This is a genomic window from Idiomarina sp., assembly GCF_019431395.1.
GTDB lineage: Bacteria > Pseudomonadota > Gammaproteobacteria > Enterobacterales > Alteromonadaceae > Idiomarina.
On sequence record NZ_CP080268.1, the window covers coordinates 2,521,384 to 2,545,447 of the forward strand.

Consider the following 24,064-nt stretch of genomic DNA (forward strand, 5'->3'; position numbering starts at 1 on the left):
GACAGGAACGTAGATGGACGCTACGCAAAAGCAAAAACAGCAGCCGATCAATGCACAGAGTACGACAGAGGATGTCGTCTCTTTGTTTACCCGCAAAGTAGCAAACCGCACGCAATGGGGAGCGTTTGCTGTTGTACTTCCGTTAGCCATCGTGCAGGGCTACGCGGAAAACTGGCTCATGACTGCCTGGTTAACGGCGTTTTGCTGTTATTCGTTATCGCTTGCTTTAATTTCCAGACATCGAAACCTCAGACAAATACAGTTGCTTGCATTTGTCACCTTACTTGCAATAGCCGCGTGCTATTCAACCTTTATTAACGGTATCAATGGTTTTGTCTGGTCGTTTCCTGTGATGGCGTCGATCGTGTTTTTGTTGCGCCGCAGGCTGGCTATTATTACCGCTTTTTGTTTTTATGCGCTAATAACTGGCGTGGCGGTTATCGCGATGCCATTGGATTTAGTGTGGCGGGGTAGTTTATCACTCGGCGCTGTACTGGTACTGACGCTTACTTTACTGGTTTTACTGGAGCGCATGCAGACGAGCTTTACTCAGCTCGCTACGACAGACACGCTAACAGGTTTATACAACCGAAAACGGCTAACCAGTGAGCTTGATTCTGCGTTGGCACGTTATCGACGTAACCAGCAGCCGGTATCTTTGGTTATCTGTGATATTGACTGGTTTAAGCCGTTAAATGATAAATTCGGTCATTTGCAAGGCGACCGGCTATTGGTTCAGGCTGCGCAATTGATTCAAGATTCGGTGCGAAACACTGATACAGTTTACCGTGTAGGTGGTGAAGAGTTCCTGGTGTTGATGTCAGACACTGACCGCGCCGGAGCCGCTGTTGCGGCGGAAAAGCTCCGTCATCAGTTTGCGGCTCAGGACTTTAAATTGAAGGGGGCGGAAACGAGAATGACGTTATCAGCCGGGGTGGCACAATTGAAAAATGACGAACACTGGACTGATTGGCTGGAACGTGCCGATCAGCGTTTATATCAGGCTAAAGCAGCCGGACGAAACAAAGTCGTTAGTGACTAAGAGGCAATTATGGCGCAGTTTGGAGTTATTGGATTAGGTCGCTTTGGTGCGCGTACCTCATTAGAACTGTTGGATCTTGGCCATGAAGTGATTGGTGTTGATTCGGATGAGAAACACGTCGATGCATTGGCCGAATATCTTACCCACGCAGCGATAGCTGATGTTACTGATGAAAAGGCCTTAAAGGAACTTAGTTTAGAAGAATGTGACGTGGTTCTGGTTGCTATCGGTGAAGATTTACAGGCCAGTTTGTTGTGCGTATTGCACCTGAAAAGTATTGGGGTGAAGGAAGTTTGGGCTAAAGCGACATCAAAGGAGCATCACCAAATTTTATCTAAGCTCGGTGTGAAACGAATTATTCATCCCGAAGAAGAGATGGGAATTAGGGTTGCGCAGGCGTTAAATTACCCTATGGTCAATGAATATATGTCGTTAGGGCACAATTGGTACTGTGTTGAGATTGATGTAAATGAGGATCTCAATGGCAAATCCATAGAAGACATTTTACCGGATGACTTAGAGCACTTTCATTTGTTGTTGTTAAAGCGCCGCGATGAGGTAACCGCAAACCCTTCAACATCGGTAAAGCTTGAGGGCAATGAAACCTTAGTGATCGCCGGCAGTCTTAAAGCCCTTAAATCGATGGCCCCAAAACTACAATGATTCACGAATTCAAATGAAACAGTGGCTACCTTCGTTCAGCTTCTTATACCGTAAGCGGCCGCGAACTAATCGACGTGCAATAAGTTTAAGCCCACCGGCGATTCTGGCCGGCGGGTTTTTGGGACTAATTGTGCTGGGCACGTTGTTACTAAAGTTACCGATAGCTACCGTTGATGATATTAGCTGGTTGGAAAGCCTGTTCACTGCCACGTCGGCAGTCACAGTTACCGGGCTCGTTGTCGTCGATACCGGAGCGACCTTCTCAGGGTTTGGCCTTACCGTTATAGCATTATTGATCCAGGCCGGCGGCTTGGGCTTTATGACCTTTGCTGTGCTCGCGGCTATTTCATTGGGTGGTCAGGTAGGCCTACGTCAACAAATGCTGGCAAAAGAAGCCATGCAACAGACCAGTCTGGCAAGTATTAAGAAGACGGCCATTGCGGTTGTCACCCTGGCGTTGTTGGCGGAAGCGGTCGCGGTTGTCATCATGACGCTGTATTGGTTGCAAGACAAAGGATTCGCTACGGCGCTGGCAGAATCAACTTTTTACGCAATTTCAGCCTTTAACAGTGCAGGGTTTGTGTTAACTCCAAATGGTTTAGTTGATTACCAGGCAGAACGCACAGTAACGCTGCTCATTTCAGTGTTATTTGTTATTGGCGGGTTGGGCTTTTCTGTCATTAATAATATCTATGAGCAGCGGCGCTGGTACAGGTTTTCGGTGTATACCAAAGCAATTTTAATTGCCACGTTACTGATCAACGCGGCGGCGATGGCAATCATTTGGTTATTGGAGAGTAATAACCCGGCAACCCTGGGTAGCCTACCGTGGTACGATCAGGCGGTTAATGCGTGGTTTCAGGCAACCACACCACGCTCGGCAGGCTTTAACACTGTCGATACCGGAGCTATGACCGAGGCGAGTGCGGTATTTACCTTATTGCTAATGTTTATAGGCGGCGGTTCAATGAGTACCGCGGGGGGAATAAAGTTAGGTACCTTTATTATTTTGATTCTGGGCACCTACGCTTTTTTGCGCCGGCGAGAGGCAGTCACTTTGTTTGACCGTACGATACCACAAAACCTTGTGATGAAAGCCTTAGCGGTCACCGTGGTCTACCTGGGGTTAATCTTTGTCGGTATATTTGCGCTAATGATTTTGAATTCGCTGCCGTTTATAGATATAGCCTTTGAAGTTTTGTCAGCATCGGCGACGGTGGGTTTATCGCGGGGTATCACTGCCGACATAACCAGCACCAGTCAGCTGATTTTGATTTTTCTTATGTTCGCCGGGCGTCTTGGCCCGTTGACGCTTGGTTATTTTGTCGCGACGCCGAAAAAGCGGCATGTGCGCTACCCCGATACCGATATTCAGGTGGGATAACGCGTTAAAATTATAATAATGAGTAACAATAACTATGTTGAAGTCTCTAAGGTTTAATCAAAAAGTTATTCTGGCCGCATCGTTGATACTGGTGTTGGTACTTGGCATTTTTACTTTGACTAACTTTTATCAAATGTCGAGCCAGATACGTACTGATTTACAAGCGCAGATGCGGGCGCTGTCCGGCTCCGTTTCCAGCAACATTTCGCAGTGGCTAAACGACCGTATGCGCATTGTGCGGGCGACAGCCAGCGCGTATTCAGCGGATGACACATTTGCCGATGCCTTGGGCAAAGTACAGCAAAGCAAGGCGGCTGGCGACTTCAAAAACGTCTATTATGGCTTGACTGATGGCACATTTATCCTTGATGACACCAGTATCAATCTGCCTGACGATTACGATGCCCGCTCCAGACCCTGGTATCAGTTGGCACTGGAGCAGGATCAGCCGACCTATACAAAGCCTTATATCGACGTCACCACCAATGAACTAACCATCTCGGCTGTGGTTCCGATGAAGGAAAACGGGCGTCTGTTAGGCGTCGCCGGCGGAGATATGATGCTGGATACCATCTCTGCTATCGTTAATGATGTCGACTTTATGGGGCTTGGATTTGCTTTTCTAGTCGACCAGCAAGGAAGTATTCTCAGCCATCCAGATACTGACAGAGTGGATTCCTCGTTAACGGATTACCTGGGTAATGATGCAGCGATAAAAAACGAATTTGTTAACTACGATGTCGACGGCATATCACGTTTGGTTTCGTTTAGGAAAATAGACGGTATTGACGGAGTTAACTGGTACCTGGCGGTTGCGATTGACGAAGAGAAAGCGTATGCGGGGGTCTCCTCGTTTGCCTGGACGGCGCTGGTTTATATGGTTATCGGCATCATTGCGGTGGTGTTGTTGCTGAGCTGGCTATTGAATTTGTTACTAAAACCGCTGCAGCGTTTGCGTCACGCGGTAACCGATATGGCGCGGGGAGAGGGCGATCTGACACAACGCCTGCCGGTTGAATCTAACGATGAATTTGGACGTTTGTCACAGCGCATGAATGAGTTTATTGCCAAAATTCACGGTGCTATCAGCGATGTGCAACAGGCGTCCTCGCAATTAGAGAAGAACGTAACGGCAATGGCTGCAGCTAATCGTGACTCGGTTAATTTAGGCGATGAGCAAGCCAGTCGTACACAAACCATTGCAACCGCAATTAATCAATTGGGAGCCAGCGCTAATGATATTTCTGGTAGTGCGGCTACAGCTTCGGAACGTGCCTCAGAAGCGAATCATAAATCGACAGAGGCGCGGCAGGCTTTGACCGAAAATCGCCAACAAATTGAAACCCTGTCACAACGGATGCAGGAATCTGCTGAAGCAATCCATGAACTGGATGAAAATACGCAAAATATTGGCCAGATACTGGAAGTCATTAAAGGCATTACCGAGCAAACTAACCTTTTGGCACTGAATGCGGCGATAGAGGCTGCACGTGCAGGAGAGGCCGGCCGAGGCTTTGCTGTAGTTGCTGATGAGGTAAGAAGCTTAGCGCAGCGTACGGCAGACTCGGCCGGCGAAATTGAGGCGATGATTGAGCGTGTTCGCAAAGGCACACAAACGGTTGTCGGTGTAATTAAAGAAAGCGAGGCGACCAGCGATGCTTGTGTTACGTCAGCTGAGCAATCGTCGACTCATATGGCAGAAATCGACCATATTATTGGTCAGATCGACGACGTAAACCACACGGTCGCGTCAGCAACTGAACAGCAGAACTCGGTTATTAAGTCGTTAGATCAGGACGTCTCTGATATCAGTCAACTTAACGAAAAAACACAGCAAAACTTGCGCCGCAGTAACGACGCGTGCGAGCAGTTACAAAAAGAATTTGATCGTTTAGAATCCTTAGTCAGTAAGTTTAAATTACAATAATTGATGTAGGAGATTGATATGAAGGGTGCATTACTAGTTGGCGCATTAGCCATGCTGGGTGGTCCGGTATTAGCGACCGCCGAAGCGCAGGAAATGTCACGTTCAGCGTCAGCTGAAGGTGCGCAGGCATACATTATTTCGCCGCAGGACGGCGAAGTGGTTAGCAAGACATTTAAGGTTAAGTTTGGCCTGACGGGAATGGGTGTCGCGCCTGCTGGCGTTGATATGAAACACACCGGACACCACCATCTGTTAATTGATAAGGACGAGATGCCCGCACTAGGACAGCCTATGGGTTCAGATGTAATTCATTTCGGCGGCGGTCAGACCGAAACAACCGTTACACTGGAACCCGGCGAGCATACCCTACAGCTTATTTTGGGTGATAAAAATCACGTGCCACATGAACCTGTAGTGATGTCTAAAAAGATAACCATTACGGTAAAAGAGGACTAATCTAAATCAAGTTCTAACTGTTGCTGCTGCTCGGGGTCGGGCAGCGCAACACTGACACCAACCAAACGAACCCCTTTGTTATTCCCACGAGTCCAGGCTTGCTCCAACAATTGATAAAAGGCGCTTGGCGAGACGCGTTGGGTCGCTTTAGAGACTGTCGTTTGGGTAAAGTCCGAAAATTTTAATTTTACGGTTTGCGAGCGAATTGGCTGTTCACGCCAGTGCGTAATCTGGAGACGCTTTTTCAGCTTAGGCAGCAATTGTTGCTGGCAGTAATCCTGTGCAGTCACCAGGTGTGTCATGTCAGCCGAGAGCGTCTGCTCAACCCCAACACTTTTCCGCACACGTTCGGTAACAACCTCGCGTTTATCGATACCCTGACAGCGTTGATGTAATAAATAACCTGCTTTCTCGCCAAGAATCTCTTGTAACCGCGTTACAGTCACTGCTTGTATATCCAAACCCTTAATTAAGCCATGTTGTGCTAATAGCTTTTGGCTTTTAGGGCCAACGCCGGGAATTCGTTTCAGATCAAGTTGAGAAATGTATTCGTATATCTGCTCCGGTGTTACCAAAAACTGACCGTCAGGTTTGCGTTCGTCACTGGCAATTTTGGCGACCATTTTTTGATTTGATATACCCGCCGAGCCGGTAATACCTAACTGACTAATTTTTTGTCGTAAGGCTTGCATGGTTAGCGAGGCGCTGCCTTTAAATAAGGTGTTTTCGGTTAAGTCCAGATAAAACTCATCTATAGAAGCGGGCTCAATAATATCTGTGACTTCAGAAAGCAATTGTAAAACTTGCCGTGATACGTCGCGATAGCGGGCATGATCGGGCTTTACAAAAATCAGTTGCGGGCATAGACGGCGCGCCTGGCTGCCGGGCATGGCACTGCTAACACCATAGCGCCGGGCCAGGTAGTTCGCGGTCGCAACGACCCCACGATCGCCGCCTCCGCCCACCGCAAAGGGCTTGTGCCTGAGGCTGGGATCACGTAACACTTCGACAGAAGCAAAGAACGCATCTAAATCAAGTAGTGCTATTTTTCGGGTTACTTCAGCCAAGTGTTTATCCTGTGCACATTTGTGGTTATAATCAGACCACAAACTGGGTAAGATGATCACCAGCCACTTTAGGAGAAACCAGTGAAACGTATTAAATCTCTAGCATCTAAAGGCCTTATTGCCTCAATCGCTGCAGTATTTGCAGTAGCTGCCGGTGCCGCGTCGGTACAGGACAAAATGTCGAAAGAAGCGATCGAAAAGCGTATAGAACCTGCTGCACAACATTATGTGGCTGGAGAGCAAAGCGATCAACAAGCATCATCAGGCGGCGGTGCGCGTTCGGGTGAGCAAGTTTACAATACCTTCTGCGCCGCGTGCCATACCTCGGGCGTGATGGGTGCACCGAAAATAAATAACGCGGAAGATTGGGAGCCTCGCTTAGCTCAAGGTATGGATACCGTATTGAAGCATGCGATTGAAGGTTACAACGCCATGCCGCCAAAAGGCACCTGTTCAGATTGCTCGGATGATGAGATTCAGGCTGCGATTGATTACATGATTGCAGACATCTAATTCAAGCAGCATTACGATTACTTAGAGAAGCCACCTACGGGTGGCTTTTTTAGTTTTATTGACGTCATAATAAGCGACTTGAACAAATCTTCATCACAGATCTTGCTTCTTTTAAACAGGTGTTTATACTTTACGTTTGTTACAAATCATAACATAAAGATAAAAGTCTCTATGATGCCTATATTAGATAAGCTTTAGGGAAGTGTAAGCGAGTGCAAGGGTCTGATATTAATAACGAATCCGCAAAGCTTGAGGTCGAAAACCTCAAGCTCAGGAAAGTCGTGTCCCGGCTCAAGCAATTAACGCATAAATATCGCTCCGCTGAAGTTATTCAGAATGCACTCTTCCAAATTTCCGAGTTAGCCGCTCAAGTGCGTGATATGGACAATTTTTATTGTTCAGTACACGAGATTATTGGCAAACTCATGTTTGCCAAAAACTTCTACATCTGCCTTTATGACGCGCAGCAGGAAGTCGTCAAGTTTGTCTATTTTGTGGACGAAGTCGATCAAGACACCCTTTTTGAGCAATTGCCGGTCGAAAAACTTAGCTCTGGTTTAACCGGCTATATATTGCGAACCGGAAAACCACTCCTTTGCCCGCCGGAGGTCTACCAAAAGCTGATTGAAGAGGGCGAAGTAAAAGAGATGGGAGCGACTCATGTCGACTGGTTAGGCGTTCCTTTAAAAAGCCAGGACTCGGTGATCGGTGTAATGGTGGTGCAGAGTTATGATGAATCTTTTCGCTATGATGAAAAGGACGAGGACCTGCTAACCTTCGTGTCTCAGCATGTGGTTAACGCACTCGAACGTCTGAAGCAACGAGAATTGATGCAGAATGAAATTGAGCATCAGACGGCGGAACTGCGTCATGCAAACGAGAGCTTGATGCGCGAAATTACCGAGCGCGAAAAAGCTGAACAACAAACCGCCGTGTTGTTTGCGATATCTGAGTTGACCAACACCTCGGATAATATGGCAACCTTTTATAAAAGCCTACATAACGAGATCGGAACGCTTATTCATGCGGATAACTTTTACGTCGCATTGCTCTCGCCCGATAAAAAGTTTTTGCATTTTCCGTATCATGTGGACGAAACCGGTACGGCTGCAGAACGTCGTCGCGTAAGCCGAGGTTTAACGGAGTATGTGATAAGGCAGCAGCGGCCGGTATTTATTAATGGCCGCCATCGACAACAACTGATCGAAGATGGCGAAGTTACGCCAGGCACTGGTGGCGACAAGTTAGCCAAACAATGGCTTGGTTCGCCGTTGATGCTTAAAGGTGAGGTTTTTGGTGTGATCGCGGTGCAAACTTACGATAGTGAGTTTTTGTATCGCAATGATGACCTTGAACTACTTAACTTTGTTTCGCAACACGTCGCTGTAGCTATCGACCGGAAACGTTCGGCAGAAGAGATTCAACGGGTAAACTCGTTCCTGGAGAAAAAGGTCACCGAACGCACAGAAGAACTTGTGTCGGAGATAGAGCGCCGTAAAAAAATCGAAGCACGACTATTTCATGACGCTCATCATGACAGCCTGACGGGGCTGCCAAACCGGGCTCTTTTCACGGAAAGGCTGCAACAGGCAGTAGCGCATAAGCGCCGCCACCCGGAGCATCATTTTGCGGTGTTGTTTTTAGACCTTGATCGCTTCAAGAATATCAATGATACGTTAGGCCATTCAGCCGGTGATGAATTCTTACTCGATGTATCTAAGCGTATTAGCGACTGCGTTAGAGATAACGACATGGTCGCGCGCTTAGGCGGCGATGAATTTGTCGTGTTGCTAGATACGATGACGTCTATAGAGGATGCTAAAGACGTTGCAAAACGGATGATTCGTAGCCTGAGCGAACCGTTTATGCTGAACGGACAGGAGCATTACTCGGGTGCCAGTGTCGGTATCGCGCTATGCAGAGAAGACAGTGACTCGGTTGAACGCCTATTGCGTGATGCGGATGCTGCTATGTATCAGGCAAAAAGTCAGGGTCGTGGCCGTTATGTGCTGTTTGACGAGCAGATGCATCAGTCGCTGGTTGATTCAGTAAAACGTGAAACTGCCTTGCGACATGCAAAAATCGAAGAAGACTTTGATGTAGAGTATCAGGATATTGTCGAGTTGGCGTCGAACCGCGTTATTGGTGTCGAGTTGCAGATTCGTTGGAATGATCCACGACAAACTTTGTCTGCAGATGAGTTTTTGCCGTTAGCCGAAAAGACAGGTTTAATCATAAAACTAGACCGTTATGTGCTTAAGCGCTGTTGCGAGCGGATTAAAGAATCTCGCGGAAAGTCCATGCCCAGGCAGCATGTTAACTTGTCGGCCAGACACTTACTTAAAGCGGGTTACATTAATCAGCTGATTGAGCTTGTCGAACGCTATAATGTAGACCCCTCTGCTATCGCGCTGGAATTCTCCGAGACCGCGTTAACACAGAATGACCGGCGTTCGTTAGCCAGTTTACGTCGGCTGTCTGAACTTGGCTTTACCTTAGTCATTGATCACTTTGGCCGTGGGGCAGGTCCGTTGCAGTACCTATATAATTATCCGTTTTCGATTTTAAAACTCGATCATAATTATGTTGCACGGTTAAAAAGTAACGAACGTGCCAGGGCAATGCTTAAACACGTTGTAACGCTCTGTGACGAACTTAATATCGCGCTGTTTGCGGCGGGTATTAACACTGAAGAAGAATATGCCCATATTACCCGCCTTGGCGTTGATTTTGCGCAAGGTCGGTATTTAGATGAGCATAGCGATACGCGTGTTAGCCAACAATCAGCAAGTTAAAAAGTTACTTTTTTAACGCATTCTTAAGCATTTCAAGACCCCGACTACGTTGTTCTTCGTGTTCGGCCTCCGACCTTTGTTTTTTCTGGTGCTCCCACTCCAGATCATCTTGTGGTAACTCATGCAGGAAGCGACTTGCTTGCGGTTGTGTTACCTCGCCAAACTGACGGCGCTCACGGGCCATAGTAAAAATTAACTGATGCTGAGCGCGGGTAATCCCGACATAGGCAAGACGGCGTTCTTCCTCGACGTCATCGAGATCGATACTACTTTGATGAGGTAATAATCCCTCTTCCATACCGACTAAAAACACTTGCGGAAATTCCAGCCCCTTAGAAGCATGCAGTGTCATTAACTGAACCTGGTCAAAGCTTTCGTCTTCTTCATTACGTGACATCATGTCACGCAAACATAGCCGGCTAACGACCTGATCTAACGACATGGGCTCATTCTCGTCGTTGCCTTCGATCATCTCGCTTACCCAACGATGTAGCTCATAGATATTTTTTATTCGCATCTCAGCGGCTTTGGCGCTTGGGCTTTGTTCAAATAACCAATCTTCATAGCCAATATCGCTTAATAACTGGCGTACCGCATTTTTTGCGTCGGCCTGATGGTCAGCCTGGCGCGCCAGGGTCGACATCATGGTGACAAAGGTATCCAGGGCATTAAACACACTGGTGCCAAGTAGCGTTTTAACATGTGGAGATTGCGCGGCCTCGAATAAACTACACCCAAGCTCTTTAGACAGTTGGCCAATCCGTTCTGTGGTTTGCGGACCAATACCACGTCGTGGCACGTTGATAATGCGTAAAAATGCAGTATCGTCAGTTGGATTTACCAGCAATCGCAGGTAGGCCATGATGTCTTTGACCTCAGCACGTGCAAAAAATGACTGACCACCTGTTATTTTGTATGGGATGCGGTTATTCATCAGCGCCTTTTCGAATAAGCGCGCTTGGTGGTTACCGCGGTATAAAATGGCGAACTCGTGATAGTGTGTCTTTTTTAAGAACCGCTGCTTTACAATTTCAGCCACCACACGTTCAGCTTCATGCTCTTCGTTGCGGCCGTAAATCACCCGCATGGGTAAACCGTATTCCATGTCAGAAAATAGCTTTTTATCGAATACGTGCGGGTTATTCTCTATTAATATATTCGCCGCTTTTAAGATCCTCCCGTGAGAACGATAGTTTTGCTCCAGCTTAACGACCTTGAGTTGCGGAAAGTCTTTTTGAAGCAAAGCCAGGTTTTGCGGCTGGGCGCCGCGCCAGGAATAAATCGATTGATCATCGTCGCCGACGACGGTAAATCGTGAACGTTCACCGACAAGTAATTTTACCAGTTGGTATTGACTGGTATTGGTGTCCTGGTATTCGTCTACCAGTAAATATTGGAACTTAGTTTGCCAGCGCTTAAGGCTGGCTTCGTTAGTCGCCAATAACATTGTTGGTAAACGAATCAGGTCATCAAAATCAACCGCGTTACAGGCGGTAAGGTTGCGTTGGTAATCGGTGTATACCGTGGCGAACTCGCGCTCTGACTCAGACACTGCGCGCTGAGCGGCAAGTTCCGGCGTCAGCATATCATTCTTCCAGTTGCTGATTTGGTGAACACACTGTTGAATGAGTTGCTTGTCGCCATCCCAGCTATCTTCAGTAAGCGCTTTTATCAACGCAAAGCTATCTTGATCATCGAACAGTGAAAAGCCGGGTTTTAATCCAAGCGCGGATAGCTCTCGACGAATGATATTAAGGCCAAGGGTGTGAAATGTTGAAACGGTCAGGCCGCGAGTGTTTTGTTTGCCCATGGTCTGTGCAACACGCTCTTTCATTTCTCGAGCCGCTTTATTGGTAAAGGTAACGGCGGCAATGTGACGAGCTTTATAGATATTATTGCGTATTAAGTAGGCGATTTTTTCGGTAATGACGCGTGTTTTACCACTGCCGGCACCAGCCAGAACCAATAAAGGCCCCTGGATATAGTGAACTGCTTGTTGCTGGCGCTCGTTTAACATTAAACAGACCCTTAAAGGAGTGGTAGACTAATGAAGCAACGGATTTTACCGAAAGGAAAAGACAATGGACAATAAAACCATCGAAAACATTGCAAAGCAAATTAGTGAGAGTATGCCGGCAGGCGTAAAAGAAATGGCGGGTAATGTTGAGCAGCGCGTAAAACAAACGCTGCAGCAACAATTATCTAAGCTCGATTTAGTCACGCGCGAAGAGATGGACGTGCAACAGCAGATGCTGTTACGCCTGCGGGAGCGGGTCGAGCAGTTAGAAGCACAGCTAGCAGAGCAAAATTCATCGAACCATAAGGACTAGTTTGCGTGGTGCAGTTTATTAGTGCAAAAGTGGTGGAGAACTACCGCTGGAGCGAGAGTGTGTTCAGTTTACGCGTGATCGCTGAGCCTTTTGACTTTAAAGCGGGTCAGTTCGTGCGTATCGGTCTGCCGGGCGCTGACTTAAAGTCACTGCGAGCCTATTCACTCGCTAGTGCGCCGGGCGCGACCGTTACTGACTTTGTCATAGCACACGTTGATGGCGGCATGGTGAGCCCTCAACTAAACGCATTAAAGCCGGGTGACTCGATTAATATTACCCAGCCTGCAAGTGGCTTTTTTACTCTAGATGAAGTCCCTGATGGGGATGATTTATGGTTATTGTCTACCGGCACAGGTATCGGGCCGTTTTTGTCGATGCTGCATACTGAAAAGCCATGGCAGCGATTTAAGCAGATTAACTTGGTTCATGGCGTAAGAGTAGCGGAAGACTTAGTCTATCAAGACCAAATTCAGCAATGGCAGCGTCAATATCCTGAACAATTACGTTATCAGCCGGTGGTTACCCGGGAAACTATCCCCGGTGCTCTAACCGAACGCATACCACAGCTATTGGAAAGCGGGGCGCTGGAAGCGGCATTAGCAACGCAATTATCGATTAATAGTCAGGTTATGTTGTGTGGTAACCCTGACATGATCAGCGAGTGTCGACAGGTTCTCGCCGATAAAGGCTTGCAAAAGAATACGCGCCGTAAACCAGGTAATGTGACCTCAGAAAACTACTGGTAAAAGCGTCAATTAGGCAGCGGAGGGATCCTCGTCAGCTTTTTTATTGGCCGGCTTAGGAGATTTTTTCTTAGCCGGTCTTTTGGCCCCCAGAGCGATAACAACCTGTTCACGCTCACGCGCCAGAAAAAATGCCAAATCTTCTAGCTTTTGCTCATCGTCAATGGTGTCGCTGCGTTTTAGTAAGGGTACCAACTCGTCCACCATATCCAGCATTTTGTCGTGGGCATCTGCTTCCGCTTTACTATTAAAGGTCATTTTCTCTTCTCCGTCTCGCACAACAACGTACTGAGTTACTACAGGCATGGTTATTCCTCGTCGGTGGCATAATACTGTTTATTTATACAGTTAATTGTTAATGGTTGCAACCTTTGTGGTCTATACCTGATTACATCAGGATCAGTGGTTTTACTCTGGGCTAAATAAGGATGATGACTATACTCCGCTGTTTTGGGAGATGATTATGGCCTTAGCAACGGTGTTTACCCGGGCAAGCCTCGGCATTGATGCACCGGAAATAAGGGTGGAAGTCGATTTAGCGCGTGGGTTACCCGGGTTTGCAATTGTGGGTTTGCCAACCGCTACTATCCGGGAGGCTAAAGATAGGGTAAAAGCCGCCTTGTTGAACGCGGGTCTGGAGTTCCCGGCGGCAACAAAAATCACGGTCAATTTATCACCGGCGGATATTCCGAAACAGGGAGCTCGCTATGAACTCGCTATCGCAATTGGTATTTTAGTTGCGTCAGGCCAAATCCCCGATAACGCCATTCGAGACACCGAGTTTTATGGCGAGTTGGCTTTAAATGCCGAGCTTCTGCCCGTAGCGGGGCTGGTACCGTCGTTGTTGGCTTGCCGCAATGCTAAGCGAACCGCTGTGATACCGTTAAAAAATGAACCTGATGCGTCGCTAATAAAAAACCAAACCTCGTTCTTAGTTCCTGATTTAGTCAGTATTTTTGAGCACCTGCACCAACATAATGAACTAAGAAAAGCGTGTCCCGTCGATTGGCAAAAAACGGAGACAACGCACTATGGTGACATAGCTGAAGTGATGGGGCAGGAGCAGGCTAAACGCGCACTGTTGCTGGCTGCCGCCGGACGTCATCATATTCTTTTTGTGGGGCCGCCCGGTACAGGCAAAACAATGTTGGCACAACGGTTGATGAGCCTAATGCCCGGCTTAACAGAACAGCAGGCGCTCGAACTCGCATCAATTCGCTCTATTGCGCAACGAGCGGGTAGCGTCGAAGATTGGCGGGTACGTGAATTTCGTGCCCCTCATCATTCGTGTTCTGCAGCTGCGCTTGTGGGAGGAGGCTCACCACCAAGACCTGGCGAGATTAGCCTGGCGCACCACTCGATTTTGTTCTTAGATGAATTACCCGAGTTCTCGCGTCACGTTTTGGATTCGTTGCGTGAACCCTTAGAAAGCGGACACGTGACCATCAGCCGCGCCGCTCACCAAGTGCAATTCCCGGCAAATTTCCAGCTGATTTGTGCGCTAAACCCTTCGCCATGCGGGCAGTTCGATGGCTGTCTCGGGAGTTGCCGTTCAACACCAGACCAGATACTAAATTATCTTAACAAGCTATCGGGGCCATTGTTAGATCGTATCGACATTCAGGTGGCGGTACCCCGCGAAACATCAAGCCTGCGGTTAGATGGAACTCAGGTTACGGGAGAGACTAGCGAACAAATGAAGCAACGGGTTATTGCAGCAAGGCAGCAGCAATATCGACGCCAGGGATGTCTTAACAGCGAGCTAAAAGCAAGCGAAGTTGTGTCTCATTGTATGCTAACTGACGCTGACCACGAGTTTCTTATCACTGCGATTGAAAAACTAAAACTGTCGCACCGGGCGTATCACCGAACATTGCGGTTGGCACGCAGTATTGCCGATCTGGATAATCAAAAAAAGGTGCAAAAACCTCATTTAGCCGAAGCGATGGGCTATAGAGCATTGGATCAGCTAATTGATCAAGTGCGTTCGTTATGAGCACCCAAAATGGCGCCCCATTCGAACAGTTCCTGTAGCGCTTGCTGTGCGTGGTGATGGAAACTGGTATCAGCGTTTATACCAAGCTGCATGGCCAATTGCTCGATGGCATCCTGCCCTGAACTAATGTCTTTTTGCTGTAATTGCTGCCAAAGCAGACCAAATATGGGGGTCATGAGACGAAAGCCGATGCTCAGATCAGGCTTACGATAAACCAGTACCAGTGTATCCTTTTTTTCCTGCAAAGTGGGCTGCCGTTCAATACTGATCTCATACACCGGGTATTCGTAACTTAACAGCCAGGCGGCGTCGGATAACACCGGTTTACCATTAACAAGGTCATCGCTAAGCTGTTGTCGCACCGCTAAGGTATCTTGTGGAATGTTGTCTAGTGCCAACTCTACCCATTCGTAATGCATCAGTTCGAGCAGAAAGTCGGGCTCGGTGGTGGTAACTGCGTCACTTTCTCTTAGAAAAGACAAAAACTCGGCGGCAATCTCATTAAAATAAGGGGACTGGCTGCGGTAGTGAATTAAAAACTGGCGCACAGCATGCTGCCACCAATCACTACTCATAATTGAGCATGCGACTGGAAAAGCGGACCGGGTAAAATTGATGAGATTATTAAAAACCAGTTCCTGGTACACGCTCATCCGTCGTGGTTCAATACCAAGCGTGTTATGGTCACTTGGGTTTCTGACCGCGGCAGTAAACTGTTGCTGGATATTACGAAACGATGGCATGCTGCGTTGCCTGCGTCTTGCGAATAGTTGCAAGTTCGTTGCTAAGCGTATCAAGCGATGGAATATTAAAATCGCGCTCAAGCAACGTCGGATGACATCCAGCGTATTGATAACTGGTCTTTAATAATTGCCAGACCGGATCGATAACATCGGCGCCATGGGTATCTATAATTAAATCCGCTTGCTGCTGATAGTGTCCGGCAATATGCATATAGCGTATCCGTTCAGCGGGCAGTCCAGTAATAAACTGAACCGGGTCATAGCGATGGTTGATGCTGTTAACATACACATTGTTTACGTCTAGCAACAAATCACAGTCGGCTTCAGTCAATACCGCATTAATAAACTCAAGCTCGTTCATATCTCCGTCGGGCATCGCATAAAAAGAGACATTTTCAAGCACCAAAGGGCGTTCCAATACGTCGCTGACGGTGCGGATACGCTCGCTCACGTGTCCGATTGCATCGGCTGTAAACGGGATTGGCATAAGGTCGTACAAATGCCCCTCGTCCGAACAGTAGCTTAAGTGTTCGGAATACAGTTCTATGTCGTAATCATCCAGAAAGGCTTTCAGGCGCCTCAAAAAAGGAAGATCGAGCGGCGCGAAACCGCCGATAGATAACGATAGGCCATGCGTAGTGAACGGCACGCGCTCACGTAGCGCCCTTAATTGGTGTTGTAAGCGCGGTCCACTGTTCATCCAGTTTTCGGGCGCAATCTCGAGAAAGTCGAAGGGGAACTGATCACACTGGATCAGCTCCTGATACATCGAACGACGATAGCCTAAACCAACAGTATCGCTGTTAAGCGGCACCGCACTTGCCTTCTTTGGACTTCTCTTTTGCTTCTTTGGCTTTATCTGACATTTTTTCCTTTGCTTTGTCAGCCATCATGGCTTCACCGCACTTGCCTTCACCGCATTTTCCTTCTTTGGCTTTTTCCGCCATTTTTTCTTTTGCTTTGTCAGACATCATGGCTTCACCGCACTTGCCTTTGCCGCACTTGCCTTCGCCACACTTACCTTCTTCCATCATCTTTTCTTTGGCCTTATCCTTGGCCTTGTCTGACTGTTTATTACCACCACTGTTACCCTCTTGCTGTGCGGTAAACGCATAGCCGGAGGTTAACTCTGTGGAAGCAAAAGGATTTTCCGCACTGGTTGCGGGTAAGGATGCACCCAGCGCCATAGCAGCGCCCACAGATGCAATTAGGGTTTTATTTGCGTAACTCATGTTGTTAATTCCTCTTTGGCAATAGCTACAATTGTTGTTAATTCCTCTTTGGCAATAGCTACAATGGCTATTCACTCAATTAGCTTAGCAAATAGCAGCGTGCTTGACCTAATTGTTTGCGTAAAATTTTTGCAAATGTGTCACGAATTTTTCTAGTTCGGCGCGTTCGACATCCATATGTGTTACTAATCGCAGCGTCTTGCCGGCCGGCACAATGATATTTTCTGCGGCCATATAGCGTTGTAATGAAGCGCCGACTTCTGCAGAGGGCAAATCAAGATAAACCATGTTGGTTTGCACCGGCCGCACCGAAAAGTCGTGAGCCTGGCCAATTTCCGCGAGAGCTGCCGCAAGCCAGGCAGCATTATCATGGTCGACCTTAATACGTTCAATGTGATTATTCAGCGCATGGTCAATAGCAGCTGCGATAACGCCCGCCTGACGCATACCTCCGCCCAACATTTTGCGCCAGCGTCTTGCCTTTGCTATCAATGCGTTCGATCCGACCAGTAGCGACCCAACTGGTGCACCAAGACCTTTAGAACAACAGATTGAGACACTATCGAATGGCGCAGCAAGTTCACTAAAGCTACGATCGGACGCTACCACTGCGTTAACCAAGCGAGCGCCGTCTAAGTGCATCGACAAGCCATGTTGATCAGCGATGCGGCGCGCCTTATTCAAGTAGTCCTGGTCGATGACCTGACCGGCATGGGTATTCTCAAATGCCAATAACCGTGTGATGGGAAAGTGCGGGTCGTCGGGTTTGATGCGACTAACTAATAAGTCTAGATCCAGCGTCCCCGTTGCCTGTACTTCCAGTGGTTGTGGCACGATACCGCCGACAACGGCAGCTCCGCCGCCCTCATAACGATAAGTATGGTACTCCTGACCAACAATATATTCTTCGCCGTTACGGCAGTGTGCCAGCAAACCACATAAGTTACTTTGTGTTCCCGAGGCGCAGAGTAATGCCGATTCTTTGCCCAGCATTTCAGCAACCCGTCGTTCGAGTGCATTGATAGACGGATCTTCTCCATAGACATCGTCACCAACCGGGGCATTGGCCATAGCCTCCCGCATTGCGGATGTCGGCTGGGTTACGGTATCACTGCGTAAATCGAGGCGCTTCACTCTGTCTCTCCATTAGTCTATTCGTTATAACCTCAAGCAAAGCATTCTAAGCCTGTGGTTGTTATGCAAGCCAAGTATAGGGATAATGAGCACAATTCAAACAGACACTCAATAAAAAAGCGACCGCATATGAAAGTTTTCGATAACGTTTTGGAAATGATTGGCAACACGCCACTAGTGCGTGTGAATAATTTAGACACCGGCCCGTGTGAGTTGTATTTAAAATTAGAGCTACAAAACCCGGGTGGCTCGATAAAAGATCGTATCGCGGTGGAGATGATAAACGCTGCTGAGCGCGACGGTAAATTAAAAGCCGGCGATACCATCATCGAAGCGACGGCTGGCAATACCGGACTTGGGTTGGCGCTGGTAGCGGCCAGCAAAGGTTATCCGTTAAAAATTGTGATGCCCGACAAAATGAGCCAGGAGAAAGTCAACAATCTGCGCGCGATGGGCGCCGAAGTGGTACAGACGCGATCTGACGTGCAAAAAGGCCATCCGGAATATTATCAGGACATGGCAGCGCGTATGGCTGAAGAAAACGGCTGGTACTACGTAAACCAGTTCGAAAATGATGCCAACGTCGAAGCACATTACAAAACAACCGGGCCGGAAATCTGGCAGCAAATGAATGGCGATATCGATGCCTTTGTTTGCGGTGTTGGCTCTGGCGGCACGTTAACTGGTATTGGACGTTATCTGCGCGAGCAAAAGGCTGATGTCGATATGGTGCTGGCTGATCCGGCAGGCTCGATTCTGGAACCCCTGGTTAATCGTGGTGAAGAAGTCGAAGCCGGTAGCTGGTTAGCTGAGGGCATAGGGGAAGACTTTGTACCGACAATCTGTGATATCTCTATTGCTAATAAAGCGTATGCGATTAGCGATAAAGAAGGCATGCAAACGGCCCGAAAAGTGCTCGAAAAAGAGGGTGTCATGGTGGGCTCCTCGAGTGGCACGCTGATTGCTGCTGCACTGCGTTACTGTCAGGAGCAAACCGAGAAGAAACGTGTCGTGACACTAGCTTGTGACACTGGTAACCGTTATCTATCCAAGTTATTTAATGATGACTGGATGCGTGAAAATAATTTGCTGTAAGCGAGGTTGAACATGGCAAACGATAAAACGATGAAGTTCGCAACCAAAGCCATTCATGGCGGGCAAAGCCCCGAGCCAGTGACGGGTGCGGTGATGCCACCAATTTTTACCAGCTCAACCTATGCGCAGGAAAGCCCGGGACAACACAAAGGGTTTGAATATTCGCGCTCGCACAACCCGACACGCTTTGCCTGGGAACGCGCAGTTGCTAGTTTGGAGAGTGGTAGTCAGGGACTAGCCTTTGCGTCGGGCATGGCGGCAACGTCAACGATTCTGGAACTGCTGGATAGTGGTGACCATATTGTGGCGATGGACGATCTTTACGGCGGTAGCTTCCGCCTGTTTGATAAGGTGCGCGGGCGCTCGGCAGGTCTGCAGTTTAGTTATGTTGATTTGGCGGATCTTGAACAGGTTGCCAAGGCCATCAAACCGGAAACCCGGATGATTTGGGTTGAGACCCCAAGTAACCCGATGCTGAAACTGGTCGATATAAAAGGCATTGTAGAACTTGCTAAACAGCAAAACCCGGACATCATTGTGGTGGTTGATAACACCTTTGCGACGCCGTTTAATCAACGTCCGATTGAGCAGGGTGCAGATATTGTGATGCACTCGGCGACTAAATATTTAAACGGTCACTCGGATATGGTCGGTGGTATTGCCGTGGTGGGTGACAATGAAGACCTGGTTGAGCGCATGCTGTTTTTACAAAACTCAGTGGGTGCGGTTGCGGGCCCATTCGATTCTTATCTTGCTCTGCGCGGTGTAAAGACCTTAGCCCTGCGTATGCGTCATCATAATCAGGCAGCGTTGGAATTGGCAGAATGGCTGGAGCAACATCCAAAAGTTGAGAAAGTCATTTACCCGGGATTACAAAGTCACCCGCAGCATGAACTGGCCAAACAGCAAATGGATGGTTTTGGCGGTATGATTTCAATCTTGCTGAAGGGTGATCTGGAAGCCGCGCGCAAGTTCCTTGAATCAGTAGAGGTGTTTGCGCTTGCGGAGAGTCTGGGCGGCGTTGAGTCGTTAATTGAACATCCGGCAATAATGACCCATGCCTCAGTACCGAAAGAAAACCGTGAGAAGCTTGGCATATTGGATAATTTTGTGCGGATTTCTGTCGGTATCGAAGATCTTGATGATCTTAAGGCCGATCTGGAACATGCGCTTAACGCGTTTTAATCGAAACCAGCGATTAAAAATATTCTTCAAAATCGTAAAAGCCGGCTAGAAAGTCGGCTTTTTTCTTTAAAAATCATAAATTTATACAAAATTTTACAGTTTCGTCATAATTAAGTAGTCTTACTGCATCAGCAAACGCTGACGTTGAATAACGAAAATAACAAAGCAAACAGACACAGAAAGAAGGAAAAAATTATGCTATTGAGCCTACTGGTACTACAGGGACTCGTAGCTGCGTTGTTGTTCTACGGATTAGTAGGGCAGTATCAGCAAAAACCACTTTGGAATCTGTTAGCCGTATTAACTGCGGGTTTTGTACCGCCGTTAAATTGGATTATGTTGATGGCAGCGATTGGCGTCAGAATGTGGAAGCGCTCTGCGCAGACTGCAACTGCACGTTCAACCTCCGCAACAAACCTTAGTCACTAATTAAAGAGGACGGTATGAACGCAGTACGTCCCTTCCATTTAGCTATCCCCGTAAAATCACTGGATAATGCACGCCGTTTTTATGGCGAGGTTTTGGGCTTGCAGCAAGGTCGTAGCAGTGACCACTGGATTGACTGGAACTTCTATGGTCACCAGTTTGTGACGCACGTGGCTGAAGATGTTGCCGGCATGAAAAATCATAACGGCGTGGACGGGCATTCGGTGCCGGTACCTCATTTTGGCGTAGTCTTATTACGTGATGACTGGGAAGCACTTGCCCAACGGGTCACCGCTGCTGGTATTGAGTTTGTAATTGAACCATACATCCGCTTTAAAGGGCAGCCTGGTGAACAGGGCACCATGTTCTTCTATGATTATTGTGGTAACGCATTAGAATTTAAAACCTTCAACAGCGACGACGATATTTTTGCCACCTAGGAACCCCTCTTGGCCGAATTAAATACTTTCCAGCGAATTCGCGATTTAAACTGGTCGCATAGCGTGGTGCTGGCGCTTTACCTTTGCGAGCGAATGGTGCCTAATTACGAGTTCTTCTGTCACATCACCCAATTTGGTGATGCTAAGCCGCTGCGTGGAGCACTTAATGCGTGTTGGGATTACATAGCAAACCCCAAGCAAACTAAGGTCAACTTCAGCCGCTGGCAGGAGAAGGTCGATGAGGTGACTCCCAGTGAGCACGGTCATGACATGTTGGGGGTCTATCCGGCCATGGATGCGTGCACGGCTATCAGTGTTTTGTTACAAGGCTTGATGGATAAAAATGCGGGTAACCTGTTGGACGTTGCGAAAGTTTCTCAGGCGAGCGTGGTTAAGTTTATCGAGTTAAATGACGCCGAGCAGGTAAGTCCGGATGAGTTAAGGCAGCATGTCGAGGAACACGAACTGTATCAATACGAAATTGCCATGCAACAGGCGATGGTAGACTTTTTAGAAAGTCAGCCTCAAGTTAATGCCGCATTGATCAAACAAATGCGGCAGATGGTGCTTGATGAAGGTGTGTCTAACCTTGGTCTTCAATTAGACGACGATTGATCAGCGTTGTTAGCGTGCTCGTTGGTGCGCTTAAAAATCGCCAACCAGGCAAAAATGCCAAACGCTAGTATCTGCCAGCTATCGCCCTTTTTCCAAAGCATTTGTGGCTTCATAATTGCGACAAATGTGCCTAGCAGTAATAGATGCATAATGATCATCACCGCAAGCAGCAGTGCAACCAGCGCAAAGGTTTGTTGACCCACCTCTCCGGCAAAACCTGCAAGCACAGAAAATAGCGCCAGCCAGATAGCGGCAAATACGCATTTACCCATAATAATAGCGATTTTCATGCTAATCCTTCTTTTGTAATAATCTGAAACACACTGCGCCGTGGCGTTTTTCTTTTAGTGTATGCCACTGAGTCAGTTGAGGAAGTGTTAATGTGGCTTCTGTTTCCAGGTAAACCAGCGTTTCGGGAGATAGTTGTGGCAACTGGCTTAACTGCTCCAGCGATTGACTTGCTAAACCGAGATTAAAGGGGGGATCGATAAAGACGATGTCCCACTGGTTTGGTAATGACAATGGTGATTGCATTAATTGCAATACATCAGTGGTCACAATAGTGATGTTATCGGCATTTAGCAAAGCGACATTTTGCTGCAACTGGTTGGCAACACGGTGGTCTTTCTCCACCATGACAACCTGACGAGCACCACGCGACGCCGCTTCGAATCCAAGCCCGCCACTACCGGCAAACAGATCGATAACTACTGCCCCTGCAATATCAAACTGCAGCCAGTTAAACAGTGTTTCGCGCACGCGATCGGTAGTCGGGCGCAGCCCCTCGCTGTTAAGGATGGGAAGTTTGCGACTTTTCCATTGGCCGCCAATGATTCGTAGTTGACCTTGATTTTTGCGCAAATTGACCTCAAAAACAGCAGAGCATGGTAAACTTAGGAAATAGATTTCGTATAGTTTACTCGTTCCCGCGTTTGAGTTCCAAGATAAGGTTGCAAGGTAAAGCGATTATGGCAAAAGGTTCGTTGTTCTCAATTTTTAAAAAGAAGAAAAAGTCGCCTGTTGATGATGCCGTTGTGGAGGACACCGCTACTGGGGCTAGTCAAGCCGAGGTAGAGTCAGCAGAACCTGAGCCAGAGCCTGAACATGAACCAAAATCTGAGCCAGAAACAGAATCGGAACCAGAGGCTGAAAAGTACTCATCACCATCAGCCGTTGACGACTGCGCGTCGGTAACTGCTGACTCAGCTGCGGGTAAACCGCTGCCCGAGGTAACACCTGAGCCAGAACCTGAACCAGAGCCTACCCCAAATCCAACCCCGGAAACTAATCCTGAGCCAGATGCCAAGCCGGAACAACCAAAAGCTGAAAAGAAAGGCTTTTGGCAGCGTTTAACCCAAGGACTAAAAAAGACCTCAGGCTCCATTGGCTCCGGTCTTTTTGGGATTTTTCGCGGCAAAAAAATCGACGACGAATTATTTGAGGAATTAGAAACTCAATTGTTGATGGCGGATTTAGGTGTTGCGACAACGACCAAAATCATCGACAACTTAACCCAGCAGGCCAATCGCAAGCAGTTGAATGATGCCGAAGCGCTTTATGAACTTTTGCAACAACAGCTTGCTGATATTTTAGCGCCTGTCGATAAACCATTGGAAATACCTGAAGCAGACAGCCCCTATGTTATTTTGATGACCGGTGTTAATGGTGTGGGCAAAACCACAACCATTGGTAAACTGGCGAAACAGTTTAAAAACGAAGGCAAGTCGGTCATGCTCGCGGCTGGCGATACGTTCCGCGCAGCAGCCGTAGAGCAGCTTGAGATATGGGGCGAGCGCAACGATATACCGGTGATCGCACAGCAAACAGGTTCAGATAGTGCGTCGGTTTTATTTGATGCTTTGCAAGCGGCTAAGGCAAGAAATATCGATGTATTAATTGCCGATACAGCGGGTCGTTTGCAAAACAAAGCGAACCTGATGGAAGAGTTGAAAAAAATTGTTCGGGTCATGAAAAAAGTGGATCCGGATGCGCCGCATGAAGTGATGCTAACGCTGGATGCAGGAACCGGACAAAATGCGATAAGCCAGGCAAAGTTATTCACTGACGCGGTAGGCGTTTCAGGTATCGTGATGACCAAGCTGGATGGTACCGCAAAAGGTGGGGTTATCTTCGCGGTTGCAGACCAGTTCGCAATTCCGATTCGTTACATTGGCGTCGGCGAGCAGCTAGACGATTTACGGCCATTTGTGGCGAAGGACTTTATCGGCGCGTTGTTTGACCGTAAGCTAGAAGCAGAATCCAATAATACTTAACAGCG

25 protein-coding genes are annotated in these 24,064 nt (G+C 47.9%); 16 read left to right on the top strand and 9 right to left on the bottom strand.

Annotation, left to right across the window (positions count from 1 at the left end; translation table 11 throughout):
* Positions 1-13: 13 nt before the first annotated feature.
* From KZ771_RS12160 to KZ771_RS12180, 5 genes are read left to right on the top strand one after another with little or no spacing between them, the layout of a single operon-like run.
* Positions 14-1,042 (top strand): GGDEF domain-containing protein, encoded by a 1,029-nt coding sequence (locus KZ771_RS12160; RefSeq protein WP_133540294.1) that lies wholly within the window; start codon positions 14-16, stop codon positions 1,040-1,042.
* 9 nt (positions 1,043-1,051) lie between these two features.
* Positions 1,052-1,705 (top strand): TrkA family potassium uptake protein, encoded by a 654-nt coding sequence (locus KZ771_RS12165; protein ID WP_290569813.1) that lies wholly within the window; start codon positions 1,052-1,054, stop codon positions 1,703-1,705.
* A 13-nt stretch (positions 1,706-1,718) separates the two neighbouring features.
* A complete protein-coding gene (locus KZ771_RS12170; protein WP_290653744.1) occupies positions 1,719-3,089 on the top strand; it encodes a potassium transporter TrkG in 1,371 nt (456 codons plus the stop codon).
* Between the two features lie 34 nt (positions 3,090-3,123).
* Positions 3,124-5,016, top strand: a complete 1,893-nt coding sequence (locus KZ771_RS12175; protein ID WP_133540297.1) for a methyl-accepting chemotaxis protein — start codon at positions 3,124-3,126, stop codon at positions 5,014-5,016.
* A gap of 18 nt (positions 5,017-5,034) precedes the next feature.
* Positions 5,035-5,472, top strand: a complete 438-nt coding sequence (locus tag KZ771_RS12180; protein WP_133540298.1) for a DUF4399 domain-containing protein — start codon at positions 5,035-5,037, stop codon at positions 5,470-5,472.
* Here the strand turns inward: KZ771_RS12180 and dinB are convergent.
* Positions 5,469-6,539, bottom strand: coding sequence for a DNA polymerase IV (gene dinB, locus KZ771_RS12185; protein WP_290653746.1), 1,071 nt, complete (start codon positions 6,537-6,539; stop codon positions 5,469-5,471). The two genes, KZ771_RS12180 and dinB, sit on opposite strands and share 4 nt — an antisense overlap.
* A gap of 81 nt (positions 6,540-6,620) precedes the next feature.
* On the opposite strand from dinB, the gene KZ771_RS12190 reads away from it, so the two are divergent.
* Both KZ771_RS12190 and KZ771_RS12195 read left to right on the top strand, forming a co-directional pair.
* Positions 6,621-7,052: a cytochrome c5 family protein gene (locus KZ771_RS12190; protein ID WP_243734563.1), complete on the top strand. Its 432-nt coding sequence runs from the start codon at positions 6,621-6,623 to the stop codon at positions 7,050-7,052.
* 212 nt (positions 7,053-7,264) lie between these two features.
* Complete coding sequence (locus KZ771_RS12195) at positions 7,265-9,847, top strand: EAL domain-containing protein (RefSeq protein WP_290653748.1); 2,583 nt, start codon at positions 7,265-7,267, stop codon at positions 9,845-9,847.
* Between the two features lie 4 nt (positions 9,848-9,851).
* Here KZ771_RS12195 and rep read toward each other — a convergent pair whose 3' ends face one another.
* Complete coding sequence (rep, locus tag KZ771_RS12200) at positions 9,852-11,864, bottom strand: DNA helicase Rep (RefSeq protein ID WP_290653750.1); 2,013 nt, start codon at positions 11,862-11,864, stop codon at positions 9,852-9,854.
* A 64-nt stretch (positions 11,865-11,928) separates the two neighbouring features.
* Between rep and KZ771_RS12205 the strand changes: the two genes are divergently transcribed.
* Both KZ771_RS12205 and KZ771_RS12210 read left to right on the top strand, forming a co-directional pair.
* Positions 11,929-12,177 (top strand): accessory factor UbiK family protein, encoded by a 249-nt coding sequence (locus KZ771_RS12205; protein ID WP_133540302.1) that lies wholly within the window; start codon positions 11,929-11,931, stop codon positions 12,175-12,177.
* A 5-nt stretch (positions 12,178-12,182) separates the two neighbouring features.
* Complete coding sequence (locus KZ771_RS12210; RefSeq protein WP_133540303.1) at positions 12,183-12,923, top strand: ferredoxin--NADP reductase; 741 nt, start codon at positions 12,183-12,185, stop codon at positions 12,921-12,923.
* A gap of 9 nt (positions 12,924-12,932) precedes the next feature.
* On the opposite strand, the gene KZ771_RS12215 is transcribed toward KZ771_RS12210, so the two are convergent.
* Entirely contained in the window at positions 12,933-13,226 is a 294-nt protein-coding gene (locus KZ771_RS12215) for a YebG family protein (RefSeq protein WP_290653752.1), read from the bottom strand.
* A 157-nt stretch (positions 13,227-13,383) separates the two neighbouring features.
* On the opposite strand from KZ771_RS12215, the gene KZ771_RS12220 reads away from it, so the two are divergent.
* Positions 13,384-14,916, top strand: coding sequence for a YifB family Mg chelatase-like AAA ATPase (locus tag KZ771_RS12220; protein ID WP_290653754.1), 1,533 nt, complete (start codon positions 13,384-13,386; stop codon positions 14,914-14,916).
* Here the strand turns inward: KZ771_RS12220 and KZ771_RS12225 are convergent.
* The 4 genes from KZ771_RS12225 to ltaE all read right to left on the bottom strand — a co-directional run bounded on the left by KZ771_RS12225 (position 14,898) and on the right by ltaE (position 18,025).
* Positions 14,898-15,659, bottom strand: a complete 762-nt coding sequence (locus KZ771_RS12225; protein WP_290653756.1) for a putative DNA-binding domain-containing protein — start codon at positions 15,657-15,659, stop codon at positions 14,898-14,900. The two genes, KZ771_RS12220 and KZ771_RS12225, sit on opposite strands and share 19 nt — an antisense overlap.
* Positions 15,643-16,473, bottom strand: coding sequence for a DUF692 domain-containing protein (locus KZ771_RS12230; RefSeq protein WP_290653758.1), 831 nt, complete (start codon positions 16,471-16,473; stop codon positions 15,643-15,645). Before KZ771_RS12230 ends, KZ771_RS12225 begins: the two co-directional genes overlap by 17 nt.
* The gene (locus KZ771_RS12235) at positions 16,463-16,891 is read right to left on the bottom strand and encodes a hypothetical protein (protein ID WP_290653760.1); all 429 of its coding nucleotides are present in this window, start codon (positions 16,889-16,891) and stop codon (positions 16,463-16,465) included. The genes KZ771_RS12230 and KZ771_RS12235 overlap by 11 nt, the downstream gene beginning before the upstream one ends.
* 108 nt (positions 16,892-16,999) lie before the next feature.
* Complete coding sequence (gene ltaE / locus KZ771_RS12240; RefSeq protein ID WP_290653762.1) at positions 17,000-18,025, bottom strand: low-specificity L-threonine aldolase; 1,026 nt, start codon at positions 18,023-18,025, stop codon at positions 17,000-17,002.
* A 129-nt stretch (positions 18,026-18,154) separates the two neighbouring features.
* On the opposite strand from ltaE, the gene KZ771_RS12245 reads away from it, so the two are divergent.
* The 5 genes from KZ771_RS12245 to KZ771_RS12265 all read left to right on the top strand — a co-directional run bounded on the left by KZ771_RS12245 (position 18,155) and on the right by KZ771_RS12265 (position 21,786).
* Complete coding sequence (locus KZ771_RS12245; protein WP_290569820.1) at positions 18,155-19,120, top strand: cysteine synthase family protein; 966 nt, start codon at positions 18,155-18,157, stop codon at positions 19,118-19,120.
* A gap of 12 nt (positions 19,121-19,132) precedes the next feature.
* A complete protein-coding gene (locus KZ771_RS12250; RefSeq protein ID WP_290569821.1) occupies positions 19,133-20,305 on the top strand; it encodes a cystathionine gamma-synthase in 1,173 nt (390 codons plus the stop codon).
* 195 nt (positions 20,306-20,500) lie between these two features.
* Positions 20,501-20,734, top strand: coding sequence for a hypothetical protein (locus tag KZ771_RS12255; protein WP_133540332.1), 234 nt, complete (start codon positions 20,501-20,503; stop codon positions 20,732-20,734).
* A gap of 14 nt (positions 20,735-20,748) precedes the next feature.
* On the top strand, positions 20,749-21,171 hold the full coding sequence (locus KZ771_RS12260; protein WP_133540333.1) for a VOC family protein: 423 nt from the start codon (positions 20,749-20,751) through the stop codon (positions 21,169-21,171).
* Between the two features lie 9 nt (positions 21,172-21,180).
* Complete coding sequence (locus KZ771_RS12265) at positions 21,181-21,786, top strand: YjaG family protein (RefSeq protein WP_133540334.1); 606 nt, start codon at positions 21,181-21,183, stop codon at positions 21,784-21,786.
* On the opposite strand, the gene KZ771_RS12270 is transcribed toward KZ771_RS12265, so the two are convergent.
* Together KZ771_RS12270 and rsmD are read right to left on the bottom strand one after the other, a co-directional pair.
* Positions 21,768-22,076, bottom strand: a complete 309-nt coding sequence (locus tag KZ771_RS12270; protein ID WP_290653764.1) for a DUF1145 domain-containing protein — start codon at positions 22,074-22,076, stop codon at positions 21,768-21,770. The genes KZ771_RS12265 and KZ771_RS12270 overlap by 19 nt on opposite strands.
* A 1-nt stretch (position 22,077) precedes the next feature.
* Positions 22,078-22,647 (bottom strand): 16S rRNA (guanine(966)-N(2))-methyltransferase RsmD, encoded by a 570-nt coding sequence (gene rsmD / locus KZ771_RS12275; RefSeq protein WP_290653766.1) that lies wholly within the window; start codon positions 22,645-22,647, stop codon positions 22,078-22,080.
* A 107-nt stretch (positions 22,648-22,754) separates the two neighbouring features.
* Between rsmD and ftsY the strand changes: the two genes are divergently transcribed.
* Complete coding sequence (ftsY, locus tag KZ771_RS12280) at positions 22,755-24,059, top strand: signal recognition particle-docking protein FtsY (RefSeq protein ID WP_290653768.1); 1,305 nt, start codon at positions 22,755-22,757, stop codon at positions 24,057-24,059.
* The last annotated feature ends 5 nt before the right edge of the window (positions 24,060-24,064 follow it).